13 protein-coding genes are annotated in these 16,843 nt (G+C 63.8%); 8 read left to right on the top strand and 5 right to left on the bottom strand.

Going from position 1 to position 16,843, the window contains the following annotated elements; genetic code table 11:
- Window positions 1-44: 44 nt before the first annotated feature.
- Window positions 45-1,019 (bottom strand): tRNA (adenosine(37)-N6)-dimethylallyltransferase MiaA, encoded by a 975-nt coding sequence (gene miaA / locus K1X71_06155; GenBank protein ID MBX7072713.1) that lies wholly within the window; start codon window positions 1,017-1,019, stop codon window positions 45-47.
- Window positions 1,020-1,143: 124 nt separating this feature from the next.
- Here miaA and hisE point away from each other — a divergent pair, with 124 nt between their 5' ends.
- The 7 genes from hisE to K1X71_06120 all read left to right on the top strand — a co-directional run bounded on the left by hisE (window position 1,144) and on the right by K1X71_06120 (window position 8,944).
- Window positions 1,144-1,491 carry a phosphoribosyl-ATP diphosphatase gene (gene hisE / locus K1X71_06150; GenBank protein ID MBX7072712.1) on the top strand — a complete coding sequence of 116 codons (348 nt, stop codon included), beginning with the start codon at window positions 1,144-1,146 and terminating at the stop codon, window positions 1,489-1,491.
- Window positions 1,488-2,339 carry an ATP phosphoribosyltransferase gene (gene hisG / locus K1X71_06145; protein ID MBX7072711.1) on the top strand — a complete coding sequence of 284 codons (852 nt, stop codon included), beginning with the start codon at window positions 1,488-1,490 and terminating at the stop codon, window positions 2,337-2,339. The genes hisE and hisG overlap by 4 nt, the downstream gene beginning before the upstream one ends.
- A 20-nt stretch (window positions 2,340-2,359) precedes the next feature.
- On the top strand, window positions 2,360-3,565 hold the full coding sequence (locus K1X71_06140; GenBank protein ID MBX7072710.1) for an acyl-CoA dehydrogenase family protein: 1,206 nt from the start codon (window positions 2,360-2,362) through the stop codon (window positions 3,563-3,565).
- 11 nt (window positions 3,566-3,576) lie between these two features.
- The gene (locus K1X71_06135) at window positions 3,577-4,650 is read left to right on the top strand and encodes a phosphotransferase family protein (protein MBX7072709.1); all 1,074 of its coding nucleotides are present in this window, start codon (window positions 3,577-3,579) and stop codon (window positions 4,648-4,650) included.
- 30 nt (window positions 4,651-4,680) lie between these two features.
- Window positions 4,681-5,904 carry a glycosyltransferase family 4 protein gene (locus K1X71_06130; GenBank protein MBX7072708.1) on the top strand — a complete coding sequence of 408 codons (1,224 nt, stop codon included), beginning with the start codon at window positions 4,681-4,683 and terminating at the stop codon, window positions 5,902-5,904.
- Between the two features lie 244 nt (window positions 5,905-6,148).
- Window positions 6,149-8,062 carry an aspartate--tRNA ligase gene (aspS, locus tag K1X71_06125; protein MBX7072707.1) on the top strand — a complete coding sequence of 638 codons (1,914 nt, stop codon included), beginning with the start codon at window positions 6,149-6,151 and terminating at the stop codon, window positions 8,060-8,062.
- Between the two features lie 15 nt (window positions 8,063-8,077).
- A complete protein-coding gene (locus K1X71_06120) occupies window positions 8,078-8,944 on the top strand; it encodes a uracil-DNA glycosylase (GenBank protein MBX7072706.1) in 867 nt (288 codons plus the stop codon).
- A gap of 17 nt (window positions 8,945-8,961) precedes the next feature.
- Here K1X71_06120 and K1X71_06115 read toward each other — a convergent pair whose 3' ends face one another.
- The 3 genes from K1X71_06115 to K1X71_06105 form a co-directional block, all read right to left on the bottom strand.
- Complete coding sequence (locus tag K1X71_06115) at window positions 8,962-10,515, bottom strand: serine/threonine protein kinase (protein ID MBX7072705.1); 1,554 nt, start codon at window positions 10,513-10,515, stop codon at window positions 8,962-8,964.
- 729 nt (window positions 10,516-11,244) lie between these two features.
- Window positions 11,245-11,607 (bottom strand): four helix bundle protein, encoded by a 363-nt coding sequence (locus tag K1X71_06110; protein MBX7072704.1) that lies wholly within the window; start codon window positions 11,605-11,607, stop codon window positions 11,245-11,247.
- Window positions 11,608-11,767: 160 nt separating this feature from the next.
- Entirely contained in the window at window positions 11,768-12,055 is a 288-nt protein-coding gene (locus K1X71_06105) for a transcriptional regulator (GenBank protein MBX7072703.1), read from the bottom strand.
- Window positions 12,056-12,361: 306 nt separating this feature from the next.
- On the opposite strand from K1X71_06105, the gene K1X71_06100 reads away from it, so the two are divergent.
- Window positions 12,362-15,067 (top strand): hypothetical protein, encoded by a 2,706-nt coding sequence (locus tag K1X71_06100; protein MBX7072702.1) that lies wholly within the window; start codon window positions 12,362-12,364, stop codon window positions 15,065-15,067.
- Window positions 15,068-15,089: 22 nt separating this feature from the next.
- Here K1X71_06100 and polX read toward each other — a convergent pair whose 3' ends face one another.
- Window positions 15,090-16,808, bottom strand: coding sequence for a DNA polymerase/3'-5' exonuclease PolX (gene polX, locus K1X71_06095; protein MBX7072701.1), 1,719 nt, complete (start codon window positions 16,806-16,808; stop codon window positions 15,090-15,092).
- Between the last annotated feature and the right edge of the window lie 35 nt (window positions 16,809-16,843).

The following is a 16,843-nucleotide window of genomic DNA, read 5'->3' as shown; positions in this document are numbered from 1 at the left end:
CCCCAAGGCGCGCCGCGTACCCGTCGCGCGTGCCGGTCGCTATTCTATCGCGCTTCGTCTGTCTCCTCTCCCAGCCGCGAGATGGTCGCCGCGATCTGTGCCACGTCGACCGGCTCCGACATCGGCACAAAGCGGCATTCCGCCAGACTCCGAAACCACGTCCGCTGCCGCTTGGCGAACTGCCGAGTGCGGGCCTTGATCTTCTCAATCGCTATTGCCAGTTCGCACTCGCCGTTCAAATAGGAAAAGATCTCCGCGTAGCCCACCGCCTGGCTGGCCGTGCGGCTCAACTCCCCGCGCTCGCGCAGTCGCCGCGCCTCGTCGACCAGCCCAGCCTCAATCATCGTGTCGACGCGCTGGTTGATCCGCGCGGCCAGCGCTTCGCGCGGCCAGTCGAGCGCAAACACGCGCCGCGCTGGCGCCGCCGGCGTCCAATCCGCGTCGGCCTGCCACGCGCTGATCGGCCGGCCGGTCAACTCATGCACCTCCAGCGCCCGCACCACGCGCCGCACGTCGTTGGCGTGCAGCCGTGCGGCGCTAGCCGGATCGACGGCCGCCAGTCGCGCATGTAGCGATTCGCTCCCCGCTGCCTGCGCCGCGGCGAGCAATCGCCGGCGCAGTTCCCAGTCGGCGGGCGGACCTTCGCTCAGTCCGCGCAGTAGCGCTTTGAGGTACAGCGGCGTGCCGCCAACAAAGATCGGCTCATGCCGTCGCGCGCGAATCTCCGCCACCAGCCGCGCGCTGGCGGTCAGGTACTGCGCCACGCTGAACTCGTCTTCCGGCGCAACCACGTCGATCAGGTGGTGCGGCACGCGCCCACGCTCAGCCGCGCTCGGTTTGGCCGTCCCCACATCCATCCCGCGATACAGCGCCATCGAATCGAGCGAAATGATCTCGCCGCCGACGCACTCGGCCAGCGCCACGCCAATCGCCGTCTTGCCGCTGGCGGTCGGCCCGGTCAAAAACCAGCAGTCGATAAATCGAGCCGGGTCGATCACTGTTTTCCAGTCCGTCGACATCATTTCAGATCACTTCGGTTCCAACAGTGGCCAGCAGGCCAGCGCGGCAGGCGGTTGCGACCCGCGCGCCCCCCCTCTACGATGCGTTTTTAGCAGTCTGGCCCGACCTGGAATACCGCCCGCAATGAGCGTTTCGCCCCCCATTCTTGAGCAGCTTATGGCGGTGATCGTCGATCGCAAGGCCCAGCCGCGCCCCAACTCGTACACCAACCAGTTGCTCGCCGACGGCGTCGCAAAAATCGGCGCCAAGGTGCAAGAAGAGGCCGCCGAGGTGGTCGAAGCGGCAGCCGAACCCGGCCCCGAGGGACGCGCCCACCTGATTCGCGAAACAGCCGACGTGCTCTATCATCTCTTCGTCCTGTTGGCCCATGCGGGCGTCCCGCTGGCCGAGGTCGAGGCCGAACTCGCACGCCGCTTTGGCATCTCCGGCCTCGACGAAAAAGCCGCCCGCGGCCAGAAAGGGGCCTCATGAGCAATCTGCGCATCGGCATCCCCAGCAAGGGCCGCCTCAGCGAGATCGCCGGCGACCTCTTAAGGCAAGCCGGCCTCAACTTCCGCCAACAAGAGCGCACCCTCTTTGCTCGCGTACGCGAGATGCCGGTCGACATCACCTTCTTGCGCACCGACGATATCCCGGTGCTCTGTGCCGAAGGGGCGATCGACCTGGGCATCACCGGCAGCGACCTGGTGGCCGAGAGCGGCGCCCATGTGCATACCCGGCTGGAGCTTGGCGTCGGCCAGTGCCGGCTTTCGGTCTGCGTCCCGGAAGACAGCCCGGTCCAAAAGCCCGCCCAGCTTGACGGCTGTCGCGTGGCGACCAGCTTTCCGAACATCACCCAGCGCTATCTAACGCGCGAAGGCGCCGAGGCCCATCTGGTCAACCTCTCCGGCTCCGTCGAGATCATGATCGCCCTCGGCGTGGCCGACGTAGTCGTCGACCTCATCGAAACCGGCAGCACGCTCGCCGCCAATCGGCTGCGCGTTCTGGCCGATATCGACCAATATCAAACTGTGCTCATCCAAAACCCGCAGGCCCGCCAGTCCGACCTGGCAGACCGCGTTGTCCGCCGGCTGGAAGGGGTGGTCATTGCCCGCGCGTACTCGCTGCTGGAGTACAATGTCCCCCGCGCCAAGTTGCACGAAGCGGAGCGGATCACGCCGGGCTTCAACTCCCCCACCGTCAGCTCGCTGGAAGACGCCGATTGGTGCGCGGTGCGGGTGATGGTGCGCCGCAACGAAGTGATCGGCATCATGGAACAACTCGAAGCGCTCGGCGCCACCGCGATCCTCGAAACTCAAATCACTAACTGCCGGCTGTAAGCCCTCACAAAGGATGTCTCATGGAATTCGGCGTCTCCCCCAAAATGCAGGAGATCCTTGCCAACATTCGCCAGTTCATGCGCGATCATGTCTTTCCGCTGGAGCCGGCAGTCGCCGAAAAGGGCTTTGGCGCCACCAAGCAAGAACTGGCCGCCCTGCGGGCCAAGGTGCGCGAGCGTGGCCTCTGGTGCCCGCAAATCCCCAAGGAGCATGGCGGCATGGGACTGTCGCTCTTGGAGCACGGCATGGTCAGCGAAGAGTTGGGCCGCAGCCCGCTCGGCCACTATGCGTTCAACTGCCAGGCGCCCGACAGCGGCAATATGGAAATCCTCTTGCAGTACGGCACGGAGGAGCAAAAGAAGAAATACCTGGCGCCGCTGTTGCGCGGCGACATCCGCAGTTGCTTTTCAATGACCGAGCCCGATCGCCCCGGCTCGAACCCCACCTGGATGGCCACCACCGCCGTCACGGATGGCGACGACTACGTGATCAACGGGCATAAGTGGTTCACCTCCAGCGCCGAGGGCGCCACCTTCGCCATTGTGATGGCGGTCACCAATCCCGAAGCGTCGCGCTACGCGCAGGCCAGCCAGATCATCGTGCCGCTCGACAACCCAGGCTTCAAGTTCATTCGCAACATCCCCATCATGGGGCACGCCGGCGACGACTACGACAGCCATGCCGAGGTGAAGTACGTCGATTGCCGCGTGCCGCGCACCAACTTGCTGGGGCCGGAAGGCGCCGGCTTTGTCATCGCGCAAGAACGGCTCGGCCCCGGCCGCATCCATCACTGCATGCGCTGGATCGGCATTTGTGAGCGCTCGTTCGACCTCATGTGTCAGCGCGCCGCCACGCGCGAACTGGCCCCCGGCAAACCGCTGGGGACCAAGCAAGCGGTGCAGCAGTGGATCGCCGAAAGCCGCGCCGAAATCAACGCCGCCCGGCTCAGCGTGCTGCAAGCCGCCTGGAAGATCGACAACGACGGCCTGTACAACTCCCGCACCGAGATCTCCTGCATCAAGTTTCTCGTCGCCGATGTCATGCTCAAGGTCATCGACCGCGCGATTCAGGTCCACGGCGCGCTCGGCGTCACGAGCGACACCCCGTTGGCCGCGTTCTTGCGCAACGAGCGCGGCGCGCGCATCTACGACGGCGCCGACGAGGTGCACAAGACCGTCGTCGCCCGGCAGGTGCTCAAAAACTACGGACTCAAGCTCAACTCCTGATTCGATTTCTGATGACCGAAACCGATTTTCTCGATAAGACCCGCCCCATTCGCGAAGGCGAGCAACTCGACGCGCCGCGACTCGAAGCGTGGCTCCGCGAGCGCTTTCCCACGGTCCAGGGCCCGCTCGCCATTGAGCAGTTCCCCGCCGGTCATTCCAACCTCACCTACTTTGTGCGGCTCGGCGATCTGGAGATGGTGCTCCGCCGACCGCCGTTTGGCAGCCAGGTCAAATCGGCCCACGACATGGGGCGCGAGTTTCGCGTCCTCTCCAAACTGCACGCCGCTTATCCCCCGGCGCCGGAACCGCTCGCCCAGTGCGAAGACGATTCCGTGATCGGCGCCCCCTTCTACGTCATGCGCCGCGTGCGCGGCGTAATCTTGCGCCGCGATCCGCCGTCCGGGCTGGAGCTTCCCCCCGAGGTCGCCACGCGCCTCAGCCACTCGTTCATCGATAATCTCGCCGACCTGCATGCAATCGACTACGCCGCCGTTGGCCTGGCCGATCTCGGCAAGCCGGTTGGCTACGTGCAGCGCCAGGTCGAAGGTTGGATCAAGCGCTACCACGGCTCGCAGACAGACGAACTGGCCGAAGTGGAGCCGGTGTCCCAATGGCTCACCGCCAACATGCCCCACGAGTCGGGCGCCGCGCTCATCCATAACGACTACAAGTTCGACAATGTGGTGCTGGACGCCTCCGATCTGACCCGCGTGCGCGGCGTGCTCGACTGGGAAATGTCGACCCTCGGCGACCCACTCATGGACCTGGGCACCGCCATCAGCTACTGGATCGACCCCGCCGACCCCGACGACTTGCAACTCATTCGCTGGGGTCCCACCACGCTGCCGGGCATGCTCGATCGGCAGCAACTGGTCGATCACTACGCGCATCGCACCGGCCGCGACATGTCGAACATGGTCTTCTACCTGGCCTATGCCTACTTCAAGACCGCGGTCATCGCGCAGCAGATCTACTTTCGCTATCACAAGGGGCTGACCAAAGACGCGCGCTTCGCCTTCTTTATCGAGGCCACGCGCATCCTGTGCCGCGCCGCGCTACGGACCATCGAAACCGGCAAACTGTAATTAGCAAAGGCAAGTTCCCCGGCAATCACCATGGCCGACCATGCAGCCACCAGCGACGAACTTCGCGCCACCATGGGCGCCGTCGACGCCGACTTGCCGCAGGTCTGGGTCTTTCAGCCGGCGGTCAAGCATTATCGCTTGCCCGTCTGGGACCTGATCGCCGAGCAGGCCGCGCGCCGCTACCAACTCACCGTCTTTGGCCCCTTGGAAATCGATCACGCCGATATCGAACAGCGCCATTACTTGCAAGCGATGCCATTGCACAAGCGGCTGTTCATGGGACGCGAGGTCACGCACTGGCGCGGCGCCGCCAAGATGGTGCGCCAGTCGCGCCCCGATGTGGTGGTGGTCACCGCCAGCGTGGCCTTTCTCGGCAGTTGGACACTCCCCCGCGTTGCCCGCCGCATCGGAGCCGCCGTGGTCGGCTGGTCGAAGGTGAACAATCGCGCCGGGCACACATCCTGGGTCGAGCGGCGGCTCAAGCGCCGCTTCTTCCGCCGCTTCGATCTGTTTCTCTGCTACGGCGAATGTTCGCGCTCCGAATTGCGCGAACTGGGCTATCCCGAATCGCGGATTCGCATCGCGCAAAACACGATCGACACCCGTCGCATCTTCGACGAGCGCGAGATCATCGCCGCCCGCGGCGAACAGTTGCGCCAAGAGCAAGGACTGACCGGAAAAAAGGTGCTGCTCTGCATCGGCCGCATGGCGCCGCAAAAACGCCAGGCCGACCTCATCACCGCCTGGCACGACCTGCGCACTCTCGATCCCGATCTGGTCTTGGTCTTCGTGGGGCGCGGCGAACTTTACGAAGGTCTTCTCCAGGCCGCTGAAGAAACCGATCCCGACCGCATCCTCTTCACTGGCGCGGTGCCCGAGGGAGACGACTACGCCTGGATTGCCACCAGCGACCTGGTGGTCATCCCCGGCGCCGTGGGGTTGGCGCTCAACCAGTCGCTCGCCTTCGGACGCCCCACTATCATCGCCGACGAGCCTGGGGCCGACGCCGAACTGTTGCGCCACGGTGAAAATGGCTGGCGTTATCCGCGCGGCGATATTCAGGCGCTGGTCGCCGCCGTCCGGCACGCGTTGGCAAACCCGGCCGAGGCCGCGCGCGTCGGCGCCGCCGCCGTCGCCGCGGTGCAAGACAAGGCCACCATCGAGCGAATGGTCGAGACCATGGATCGCACCTTCATGGAAGCCATCCACCTGAGCAAAAAGCGCCGTCACAAAGCCAAACACCGCGGCGCGTGAGCGGCGCATGATCGCTGCTCGAATTCCGCCTGCCACGCCTACGGCTGCTCGCCGTGGGCCGGCCAAAGTCCCGCCCCCTCTTCCCCGCACCCGGCATTTCGCCCGCGCCAGCACGCCCAGGGGCGGGTTTAGTTTCTTGCCCCGTCCACTTACAATGCTCGGCTTGTCGCAATTCCAACTAGCAGCCCGGGCAAGTATTCGCCGGGCTGCGCGAATCGCCGGAAGCAATTCGCAATATTGCGACATGGGTTGTGATTTTGCGAGCCGCAGCAGCGTCGCTGTGCTCGCGGCTAGAGAGGGAGAAAAGCCACGACGGCTTTCTTCCCCAGACTGTTACGCGCGCCCCCGGCAACCCTGCCGCCACGGCGCCAAGGAGCCCACTTTGCTGCGCACTCACTCCTGCGGCCAACTCCGGCCGCAGCACGTCGGTCAAACCGTCACCCTCGCGGGCTGGGTCGACAGCTATCGCGATCATAGCGGCGTGCTGTTCGTCGACCTGCGCGACCGTTACGGCAAGACGCAAATCGTCTTTGGTCCCGAGAGCGGCGGCGCCGCCCAAGAACTGGCCCGCACGCTTCGCTCCGAGTTTGTGATCGAAGTCGCCGGACAGGTGGCCGAGCGCCCCGAAGGGACCATCAATCCCAAGCTGGCCACCGGCGGCATTGAAGTCCGCGCCACGCGACTGACCGTTCTCAACAAATGCCAGTCGCCGCCATTTCAACCCGGCGCCCAGGAATTGCCCGGCGAGGATCTGCGCCTCAAATATCGCTATCTCGACCTGCGCCGCCCCGAGATGCAACGCACGCTGGTGCTGCGACATCAAATCATCAAGCGAATGCGTGATTACTTCGACCAGCTCGATTTCATCGAGGTCGAAACGCCGATGCTCGGCCGCAGCACGCCCGAGGGCGCCCGCGACTATCTGGTGCCTAGCCGCGTCCACAAGGGAGAGTTCTACGCGCTGCCGCAGTCGCCGCAGCTTTATAAGCAAATCCTTATGATCGCCGGCTACGATCGCTACGTGCAGGTAGCCCGCTGCTTTCGCGACGAGGACTTGCGCGCCGATCGCCAGCCCGAGTTCACCCAGCTCGATCTGGAAATGGCCTTTGTCGACACCGACGACGTGATCGCCATTATCGACGGGCTGGTCGCCAAGCTCGCCAAGGAGCTGTTGGGTATCGACGTGCCAACGCCGCTGCCGCGTATGACCTACGACGAGGCGATGGAGCGCTTTGGCCACGATGCGCCCGATCTGCGGTTTGGCATGGAACTGGTCGACGTCACCGATCTGGCGGCCCAGGCGGAGTTCCGCGTCTTCAAGGGGGCGGCCGACGCCGGCCTCAAGGTGCGCGGCGTCAACGCCAAGGGCGCCGCCTCGCGCTACTCGCGCAAGAACATCGACGACCTCACCGATTGGCTCAAGCAAGATTTTGGCGTCAAGGGACTTGTCTGGTTCAAGGTCGAGTCCGATGGCACGCTCGCCTCGACCGTGGCCAAGAATTTCACCCCCGAGCTGCTGGTCCAAATTGGCCAGCGCCTGGACGCCGCTCCCGGCGACCTGCTGCTCTTCGTCGCCGATACTTACCCCATCACTTGCAAGGCCCTCTATGGCCTCCGCAAGCGCTTTGGCGAGGAGCTTAAGCTCTACGAGCCCGGCAGCATGAACTTTTCTTGGGTCGTCGAGTTCCCCATGTTCGCCTGGGACGAGGAAGCCAAGGCCTGGGCGGCCATGCACCATCCCTTCACCGCACCGCGGCCGCAAGACCTGCAACTGCTCGCCACCGACCCAGGCCGTTGCCGTGCCCAGGCCTACGACCTGGTTATCAACGGGCTGGAGGCGGGGGGCGGCACCATTCGTATCCACGATCAGGCGGTGCAGCAGCAGGTGTTTGCGTTGCTCGGCATCGACGCCGAAACGGCCCGCGAGCGGTTCGGCTTTCTGCTCGACGCCTTGCAGTTTGGCGCGCCGCCGCATGGCGGCATCGCGCTAGGCATGGATCGCTTTGTCATGCTCTTCTCCGGTCGCGACAATATCCGCGACGTGATCGCCTTCCCCAAAACGCAAAAGGCCAGCGACTTGATGACCGGCGCCCCCAGCCACGTCGAGACCAAGCAACTGCGCGAACTGGCGATCAAGGTCGACAAGCTCCCCGACTAACGCGAAGGAACTTCTATGTCACGGAAGACCCCGCGACAGGTCAATCTGCGTCGCGCCGTCGTGCAGACGCTCGAAAGCCTTGAATCGGCCGGCGTCAAACAGATCGACCGCAAGCTCGCCGCCAAGCTCACAACCCCGGCGGCCAAGCGAGGCGAGTCGGCCAAGGCCGCCACGGCGCGTCCCGCCCCTCCGCGCGCGAGCACGGCGCCACCATCCGCGTCGCGCGCCGCTCCGCCTGCCCCCGCTGCGCCGGCAACACCCGCGCCTCGGCGCGAAAAAGATATCTCTTGGTCTGGCGCCGCATTGCCGCTGGCCAAACGCGTCGACGCCCTCGCGGTCGTCCAAACAGAAGTGGCGGCTTGCCGGCAGTGCAAGGAGCTTGCCTCTACTCGCACCCAAACGGTCTTCGGCGTCGGCGATCCAAAGGCGCGGCTGGTCTTCATTGGCGAGGCGCCCGGCGCCGACGAAGATCAGCAAGGCGTCCCGTTCGTCGGTCGCGCGGGGCAACTGCTCACCAAGATCATCGAGGCCTGCACCCTCAATCGGGCCGAGGTCTACATTCTCAACGTGCTCAAATGCCGCCCGCCCGGCAATCGCATTCCGCTGCCAGACGAGGTCGAAAACTGCCGCGGCTATTTGGAGCGGCAGCTACAGATCATTCGCCCCGAGTTCATTTGCTGCCTCGGCGCCGTCGCCTCGCGCTCGCTGCTCGATCTGCAATTGCCGATGGGTAAGCTCCGCGGCAATTTTTACAAATACGGCGACGCCAACGTGCTCTGCACCTATCATCCCTCTTATCTGTTGCGCAACCCGGCCGCCAAGAAAGACGTCTGGGAAGACATGAAGCTGCTCATGCAGCGCATGGGCGTCAAACTGCCCTAAAGGGGCGCACGGCGCGTTCAGTTCTCGTTGGCCGCTCCGGTCGCCGCCGCCTCGCCCGGCAACGGCGGCACAAGCTGCGTGAGCACGCTCCGCAATTCCTTCAATTTGATCGGCATCGCGATCAAACGGTGTTGCTTGTCGATTCGCGCGTGTTCGCGCCAGCCAGACTGCTTCTCGCCCAACAAGAGCACCGCCGGAATGTGCTTGGTCTCCTCGCACTGGCCAAACTCGTTGAACGCCTCGAGCGCCGACTGGCCAATGTCGCCCGACGAAAAGATCACGCAATCGGCCGACTTGGCGTTTTCTTTCAGCCGGCCGATCGCCCGCTGCGGGTCGCTGGTAAGCAGCACGCGATAGCCGCACCGCTTCATGCCGTCGCGAAAGATGTCCTGCATCCGAATGTTCGACTCCACGAACATCAGCACGCGCCTTTGGTGCTCCGGAATCAACATCGCCGTCAGCCGATTGCGCTCCTCGTCGCTGGCGGCCACGGTCTCCTTGCCGGCGTCGCTGTCCAGGTCGGCGGCCGTCTCCTGCTTGTCTCCCCCCGCCAGTAACCGCTTATAGGCAATGTTCAAGTCCACCAACATCTGGCCCAGCGTCTGATAGCGCTTGTCGGCGTCCAACTCCATCGACTTGTTCACCAAAAGCGCCACCACGCGCGGCAGGTCGGGATCGATGCGATGGATCGGCTTCACATCCATATACCGCTGCCGGCTTAAGCGCTGAATCCGGTCCTTGGTTTCTTGCAGCGGCGATTTGCCCGTCAAAATGTAATAGTAGATGCAGCCCAAAAAGTAGATGTCGCTGCGCGGGTCATCCTTGCGCACGCCGGTGGCGCGCTCCAGTCCCGCGTAGTCGATCGTCCGCGGATTCGCCGCGGTCTCCAGTTCTTCCTCGTTGTCCTCCAGGTCCCCCCCGGCCAGGCCAAAGTCGATCAGCCGCGCCTGGCCTCGGCTCGACACCAGCACATTCGTCAGCTTCAAATCGCGATGGCACACCCCCCGGCCATGCGCGTAGTTCAGTCCGCTGGCGATGTCGACCAGCATCCGCGTCGCCTCGGGCGGATCAATCTTCTTGCGAATCTTCAAGAAGTCGCGCAGGTTATGCCCCTCGACGAACTCCATCACCAGAAAATGGTTGGCGCCTTTCGAATACACCTCGTAGATCGGCACGATGTTCGGATGCCGCAGCGTACGTCCCATCTCCCCTTCGCGTACAAACTGCTCGGTCTGCTCCTGGTTGTCGGCAAACCGCCGTCGCAACAGCTTGATCGCCACCACTCGGCCGTTCCGCCGATCCACCGCCCGGTACACGCGGGCAAACGATCCCGCTGAGACCAGATACAGCACCTTATAGTCGCCGTAGAAATAACCCCCGCGCTCGCCGTTTAGCAGCCGCGTCACCTGATAGTTGGTCAACAACTCGCGGCGAACCAAGAACTGCAAGAACTCGTCGGGCGTGGCATCGGTGCGGCCGAACTCTCCCCACGCGGCCTGCATTTGGCGGTCGTCCAACAATCCAACTTCGACCACGCGATGGGCGATCTGTTCAGCGGTCTGCTCGCCCATGAAAAGTTCCGACGTTCAATGTGCCTCTGACGGCGCAAGTTCCTTGGCGCATACTTCCGGCGCAGGCGCGTGCGCCATGAATCGTACTGGCCAATGGTCAATCGTATTCGCTCACCCGCAGGGTCGCAATTGGGTTGAAAACCGGGCCATTCTGGCGCCGTTTGCCGGTATCCTGGTTCCTAGCCTATTCGCCGCATTCCACTCGACATTTGGCAGGCTGCGGACCAGACGAAAATCCACGACCGTGCCCCCCAGCGCCCCGATTCCGACCCACGACCCAAAAAACAGAATCCCGATTCTGTTTTCCAAACCCGGCGCACTGTAGGCGATCCGCGACTCGAATAGTTATCGGAGGCCAATTCCGAAAACTCCGAAAACCCTGGCGGCCCCGCCCTCGCTGCCATCATGCGCGAACCCCTTGTTGTCGATGGTGTTGCGCCGCGGAACCGCGCGAATTTGGCCGCTGTCGAAATCGGAGTTGTCGGAGTCCAACCCCCTGTTTTTCTGAAAACCCGACGCGCCGCCAAGCGCGACGGCGCGAAGTATCGTTTTGCTTATTGAGCCACCCCTTTGCTACATTCGCGGCGCCGGCAAGACGAGCGCGGCGCGCCGCGTTGTTTGCTCACCGCCAGGAGTGCGCCCAATTGGCCGCGAGGCAGAATCGCGCAACGAAAACGCCCCGCGCCTCCAGATCCAGGAGGCGCGGGGCGCTAGACAACCCGGGGAGGGTTAGACTTGCCGTCGTTCCAAGCCGCGAATAAGACCGCTCACCATTTTGGCAATTGTTTCCAATTCGTTACGCAATCTCGCGTGAATGGTCACCTTGATCAGTCCTCGCCGATGGGCGATTTCAAGCAATGGGACGCATTCCTGAAGCGATCCTCGCGCGATCGTGAAGAATCGTTTTCGATCTAGCTTGGTGGATCTGCCGTTGCCTTCGGCCACATTGGTGGCAATTGACAGCGCGGCACGATTCAACTGGCTAGTCAGGAAACCGAATCCTCGCGGAAACTCCTGGGTCAATGCGGCAATATCGTCGGCGAACGTAACAGCTTTTTGGTAGACCTCCAGTCGTTCAAACATGAAGGCCATCGACGGTCTCGCAAGTGGACTGTGTCCAGCATGTGACAGGTGGTGACAATGAGCAGGGGAGCAGGTGATCAGTGGATGATTGAGAAGGCGCTCCTACTCACCTGCTCCACTGTTCTAATTTTCTCCTGCTCGAGTTTCGGTTGGCATCGCCGACCGAAACTCAATCCACGTCTTCTTTTAATTGACGTTGAAATTCATCTCGCTCGCGGCGAGTCGCTTCGAGATCGAAGACCAGATATTTCATATCCAACCGCAATTGCCCCAGCGCTTCTTGAACGAGCGCCAATATCCGCCGGCGGCGCTTGGTGCTCTCGACCACGCGATGATAGATCGGCTCCAGCGACTGCCGGTGCTCCAGCGGCAAACCTTCGATGGCGGAGCCCAAGGCAATCAGGTCGGGAGGGACCTCTTCGACGGCCGGTTTCAAAACTCGCGATGCGTGGCTCATGGTGTTCCTCGGCGTGCTTGGCGGTTGATGGCTTCTTACCGGAAGCAGTCCTCGTGCCACTTGGTTCGACGGCGGCCGGTCCGGCGCGCAAGTGCCGGAATCTAGATGGTTTGCCGCGAATCAGGCCCGTCATTTCGTTCTAGCACTGGTGCAAAAAGGAAACAAGCCGCTCTAGCCCGGTTGCACAAATCACACTACAAGCACTTTTCGCCACACTGGCGGCACTGCGCCCGCGCTGCGCCTATTCGCTAGATTCCGCAGCCTCGCGCAGGACGCGATCGCTTTATATTGCGCAAGTAACCTGCATTGACAGTCACCGCCATCATCTTGGGATTGATGCTCGGCCTGGCCGGCGATGTTCCGCCGTCGAATGGACTCTTGCGCGATGGCTTTGAAGGCCCCGACTTCCGCTGGGGAGAACCGCAGGGGCGCGGCGCCTTTCGCGTCGAGCGGCACGAAATCTCCCGTCTCGATCGCCACGACGGCGCCGCTAGCGAAACCATCTCCGTCGCCGCCGCCGGACAATCACCCGTCTATTTCCACTATCCGCTGGCGGGCGCGCGCGTCATCGACGAGCTGGCCGCCCGACTCTGGATCAGGTCGAATCGACCGCAGGTGCAGTTCTGGGCCCGCGTGGTGTTGCCCCGCTCGCGCGACGTGGCGGGACTGCCCATCACCACCTTGCTTGGCGGCGCCTCCTATCGCGCGGTTGGCTCCTGGCAAGAGCTGGCCATCGAAGGCCTGCCGCAATTGCTGGAACAAAGCGCCCGCGCGCTGCGGGTGCAACACGGTCCCTCGATCGACACTCGCGAGGCCTACGTCGATCGGCTGGTGCTCAGCATTCCCCCCGCCGCCGGCATCGCGACGTTATGGGTCGACGACCTGCAAGTGGCCGGCCTGGTCGACAGTGGCGCCCCGCGCCCTTCGGTCAACACGGTGGCCAATATTCAATCGGCGCAGCCGCCGCCGGCCCCGGCGCGCCGTCCGCCGCAGGTGCGCTTAAACGGCCCCAGCATTTTGGTGGCAGACGCTCCCTTCTTTCCGCGCGCTATCGCCTATCGGGGCGAACCGCTCGACTTTCTCAAGGGACTTGGCTTTAACACGCTGTTGCTAGGCGGACCGCCGACCGCCGAAATGGCCGCCGCCGCGTTGCGGCTCGATCTGTGGTTCATCTGTCCGCCCCTTGCCGACGACACGCTGGGCGCCGCCCTCACCAGTGGCGCCGCCGCCCCCTCGGTCCTCGGCAGGCAATACGATCGGGTGCTTGTTTGGAATCTGGGCGAGGGCTTGACCGGCGCGCAACTCGATGCCATCAAAGCCAGCGCCGAGTTGATTCGCGTTCGCGATCGCGAATTCTCCCGCCCGCTCGTGTGTCAGCCCCTCACCGATCTGCGCAGTTACTCGCGCGCCTGCGATGTGTTGGTCATGAGCCGATCTCCCATTGGCTCCAGCTTGGAACTGCCGCGTTATCTCTCCTGGCTGCGCGAGCGCCCCCAACTCGCCCACCCTGGCACCCCGATCTGGGCCACGGTGCAGACCGAGCCGATACCGGAACTGACCGAACAGATTCGTCGCTTCTCGTCCGGCCGTGTGGCGCAAACGCCGCTGCAAAGCGAACAGATTCGACTGGCAGCTTACACCGCCATCGCCGGCGGCGCGCGCGGACTATTGTTCGATTCGCGCACGCGACTCGACGATCCCTCCCCCGCCACTCGCCATCGCGCCCGCACGCTGGAACTAATCAATCTCGAACTGTCGCTCGTCGAGCGCTGGGCCGCCACTGGCAACTTCACCATGACGGTGCCCGGTAGCGATCCCGAAGCCTTGGCCGCCGTCTTCGAGAGCAGCCACGCGCGCGTTTTGTTGCCTCTCTGGTCGGGCCGCGGCGCGCAATTCGTCCCCGGTCAGCTTGCCGGAACCAACGTTTCGTTCACCGTGCCGGGCGTCCCTGAATCCAGTTCCGCCTACGAAATCACGTTCGCCGATCTGCCGATGCCTCGGCACAAGCGGGTGGCAGGGGGGACACGAGTCACCCTCGACGAATTCGGCCTGACTTCGATTGTGCTGCTCACCGGCGACGCCGTGGCGGTTCAACACGTCAGCCAGCGTCTGGCCGCGATTAGCGATCGCGCCGCGATGCTCGAATTCGAATTGGCGAGCGAGCGCTGGGGGCTAGTGAACGAGATTCATAGTCACCTGGTCGCCCAGCGCCTCAATGTGCCCAAGAGCGCGGAGTATCTGAGTTTGGCCGGCCGCTACCTCAGCGAGGCCGATGGCCATCTGCAGGCAGGCCGCTTCCCCGCGGCCGCCACCGCCGCGCAGCGCGCCGTGCGTCCCTTGCGCTTGATCGAACGCGCTCATTGGGATGCGCTGGTCAAACCACTCGCTTCGCCCCTCGTCAATCCGCTGGCCACCACCTTTGTCTCTCTGCCCGAGCTACCCGCGTCGCAGGCCTTTCTTGGGCGTTCGCAATTCATTTCCGCTGGCTTGCTCGGCGGCGACTTTGAGCAACTCGGCGTGCTCGATCAATCGGGCTGGCAGCACGTGCGCTACGAAGAACGCGGCATCAAGACCGGCGCCGAATTGTCGGCCGTCGAGCCGCGGCTTGGACGCTACAGCCTGCGGCTTTGGGCGCAGCCGCTCGATCCCGCCGCCCCCCCGGTGGTCGTCGAATCGCCTCCCGTGTGGGTCACCAGCCCTGGCGTGCAGGTCGCCACCGGCGAACTGCTCAAAATCCACGGTTGGGTCCGCGCGCCCGGCATCGCGGGCAGCGTCGACGGACTCATGATTATCGACAGCATTGGCGGCCCGGCGCTGGCCCAGCGCGTCGACGCCGCGCCAACCTGGCAAGAGTTCGTCGTCTATCGCGTGGCCACCGACAGCCGACCAGTGAGCGTGCAATTCGCTCTTACCGGGCTGGGGCAAGTCTGGATCGACGATGTGGCGATCGAGCGTCTCGGCCGCCCACAAGACCTGGTGCGGTCACGGCTCCCGCAACCGCCGAGCCGCTGACAGGCCTCGCGTGGGCTTTGCTTCATCCACGGCGGACGAGCTTCGTCAATTCGCTCCACGGCCGTGTGTTGCCAACCTGTTCGCGCGTCAGGCCGCCGCGCCGCGCTTGTAGTACGCCGTAACGCAGCACGTCGATGCCGCCGGTGGCATGCGCGTCGGAAGAAATCACGATTGGCACGCCTTGAAGTCGCGCTTGCCCACAGGCCAGATCGTCCAAGTCAAGCCGCGCCGGATTGGCGTTCAACTCCAGCAGCTTGCCATGCTCGCGCGCCGCCTGGATCACCGCGCCCAGATCGACCTCGTAAGGCTTGCGCCGATTGATCAGCCGCCCCGTCGGATGCGCGACGATCGACACATGTGGGTTCCGAATCGCGCCGATAATGCGATCGGTGATTTGGTCGCGCGGCTGGTTCTGCCCGTAGTGGACGCTGGCGATCACCCAATCGGCCTCGGCCAGCACGTCGTCGGCCAGGTCCATGCCCCCCTTTTCCAGAATGTCGCACTCGATTCCCTTGAGTATCGTGAGCTGTGGAAACAGCGCTCGCGCCCGATCGATCTCGCGCCACTGAGCGCGCAGGCGTTCGGCGTTCAGCCCGTTGGCCATCGAGACTCGTTTCGAGTGATCGGTGATCGCGATGTAATCCAATCCTCGTTCGACTGCCGCGGCGCACATCTCTTCCAAGGTCGCCTTGCCGTCGGTGGCGCTGGTGTGCATGTGCAAATCGCCGCGCAGGTCGGCCAACTCCACCAATCGCGGCAAGGGGCCCGCCGCCGCCCAATCGAACTCCCAGCGCGCCTCACGAATCTCAGGCGGAAAGCATGGCAAATCGAGAGTGGCGTACACCTCCTCCTCGGTTCGGCCGGCAATCCATTCGTCCCCCCGATACACGCCATATTCGTTGATCTTCAGTCCGCGATCCTTCGCCAGTCCGCGCAGCGTCACATTGTGCTGTTTTGATCCCGTGAAATATTGCAGGGCCGCGCCGAACGATTCTTCTGGCACGACACGCAGATCAACCTGCATGCCGCTCTCCAGTCGAACCGACATTTTGGTGTCGCCGCGCGCTATCACTTCGGCCACCCCCGACAGTGTGGCCAGCCGATCCATCGCCGCACCCGGCTGTTTGGCGACGGCCAGAAAATCGAGATCGGCCACCGTCTCGCGACCACGCCGGTAACTGCCCGCCGCTTCGAGCTTCAAGATCCCCTTGCAGCCGCGCAGATGTTCGAGCGCTCCGTGCGCGATCAGATCGGCATCGGCCCAGTACGTGCGTCGATCGGCTTCGCTGGCTAGCGACAGACCGGCAAGTATGGCCGCCTCTGTCTTGGCGCCAAAGCCTTTTAACCCACGCACCTCTTGCGCTTCGCACGCGGCGCGCAATTGATCGAGTGTGGCGATTTTGAGCTCGCGAAACAACGCCGCCGCCTTCTTGGGTCCCACCCCTGGCACACGCGACAGCGTGAGCACGCTCTGTGGGATGCGCTCCAATAGCTCCGCCAAGAGCGGCAATTCTCCGGTCGTGACCAGCCGCCCGATCTTGTCTGCCAGATCGGCGCCAATGCCGCGAATGTCGGTCAACTGGCGATTCGGATCGGCCACGATCGCGGCCACCTGTTCCGGCAACTCCAACACCGCCTGCGCGCCGTTGCGATACGCGCGCACGCGAAACGGATTCGCCCCATCCAGTTCCAGCAAATCGGCCACTTGTTCCAAGGCCGCGGCCACGCCGGCGTTGTTCATGGGGGGATGAGATTCTGGCATGATTCGCTCCGCGC

It is taken from the genome of Pirellulales bacterium (assembly GCA_019694455.1).
Lineage (GTDB): Bacteria > Planctomycetota > Planctomycetia > Pirellulales > JAEUIK01 > JAIBBY01.
This window is presented reverse-complemented; position numbering and strand designations above follow the sequence as displayed.

Excerpts from the sequence above, each read along its gene's own strand:
- hisE (MBX7072712.1), top strand. The coding sequence starts at position 1,144 with ATGAGCGTTTCGCCCCCCATTCTTGAGCAGCTTATGGCGGTGATCGTC.
- polX (MBX7072701.1), bottom strand. The coding sequence starts at position 16,808 with ATGAACAACGCCGGCGTGGCCGCGGCCTTGGAACAAGTGGCCGATTTG.
- K1X71_06120 (MBX7072706.1), top strand. The coding sequence starts at position 8,078 with ATGTCACGGAAGACCCCGCGACAGGTCAATCTGCGTCGCGCCGTCGTG.
- K1X71_06115 (MBX7072705.1), bottom strand. The coding sequence starts at position 10,515 with ATGGGCGAGCAGACCGCTGAACAGATCGCCCATCGCGTGGTCGAAGTT.
- miaA (MBX7072713.1), bottom strand. The coding sequence starts at position 1,019 with ATGTCGACGGACTGGAAAACAGTGATCGACCCGGCTCGATTTATCGAC.
- K1X71_06140 (MBX7072710.1), top strand. The coding sequence starts at position 2,360 with ATGGAATTCGGCGTCTCCCCCAAAATGCAGGAGATCCTTGCCAACATT.
- hisG (MBX7072711.1), top strand. The coding sequence starts at position 1,488 with ATGAGCAATCTGCGCATCGGCATCCCCAGCAAGGGCCGCCTCAGCGAG.
- K1X71_06105 (MBX7072703.1), bottom strand. The coding sequence starts at position 12,055 with ATGAGCCACGCATCGCGAGTTTTGAAACCGGCCGTCGAAGAGGTCCCT.
- K1X71_06110 (MBX7072704.1), bottom strand. The coding sequence starts at position 11,607 with ATGGCCTTCATGTTTGAACGACTGGAGGTCTACCAAAAAGCTGTTACG.
- K1X71_06130 (MBX7072708.1), top strand. The coding sequence starts at position 4,681 with ATGGCCGACCATGCAGCCACCAGCGACGAACTTCGCGCCACCATGGGC.
- K1X71_06135 (MBX7072709.1), top strand. The coding sequence starts at position 3,577 with ATGACCGAAACCGATTTTCTCGATAAGACCCGCCCCATTCGCGAAGGC.
- aspS (MBX7072707.1), top strand. The coding sequence starts at position 6,149 with ATGGGTTGTGATTTTGCGAGCCGCAGCAGCGTCGCTGTGCTCGCGGCT.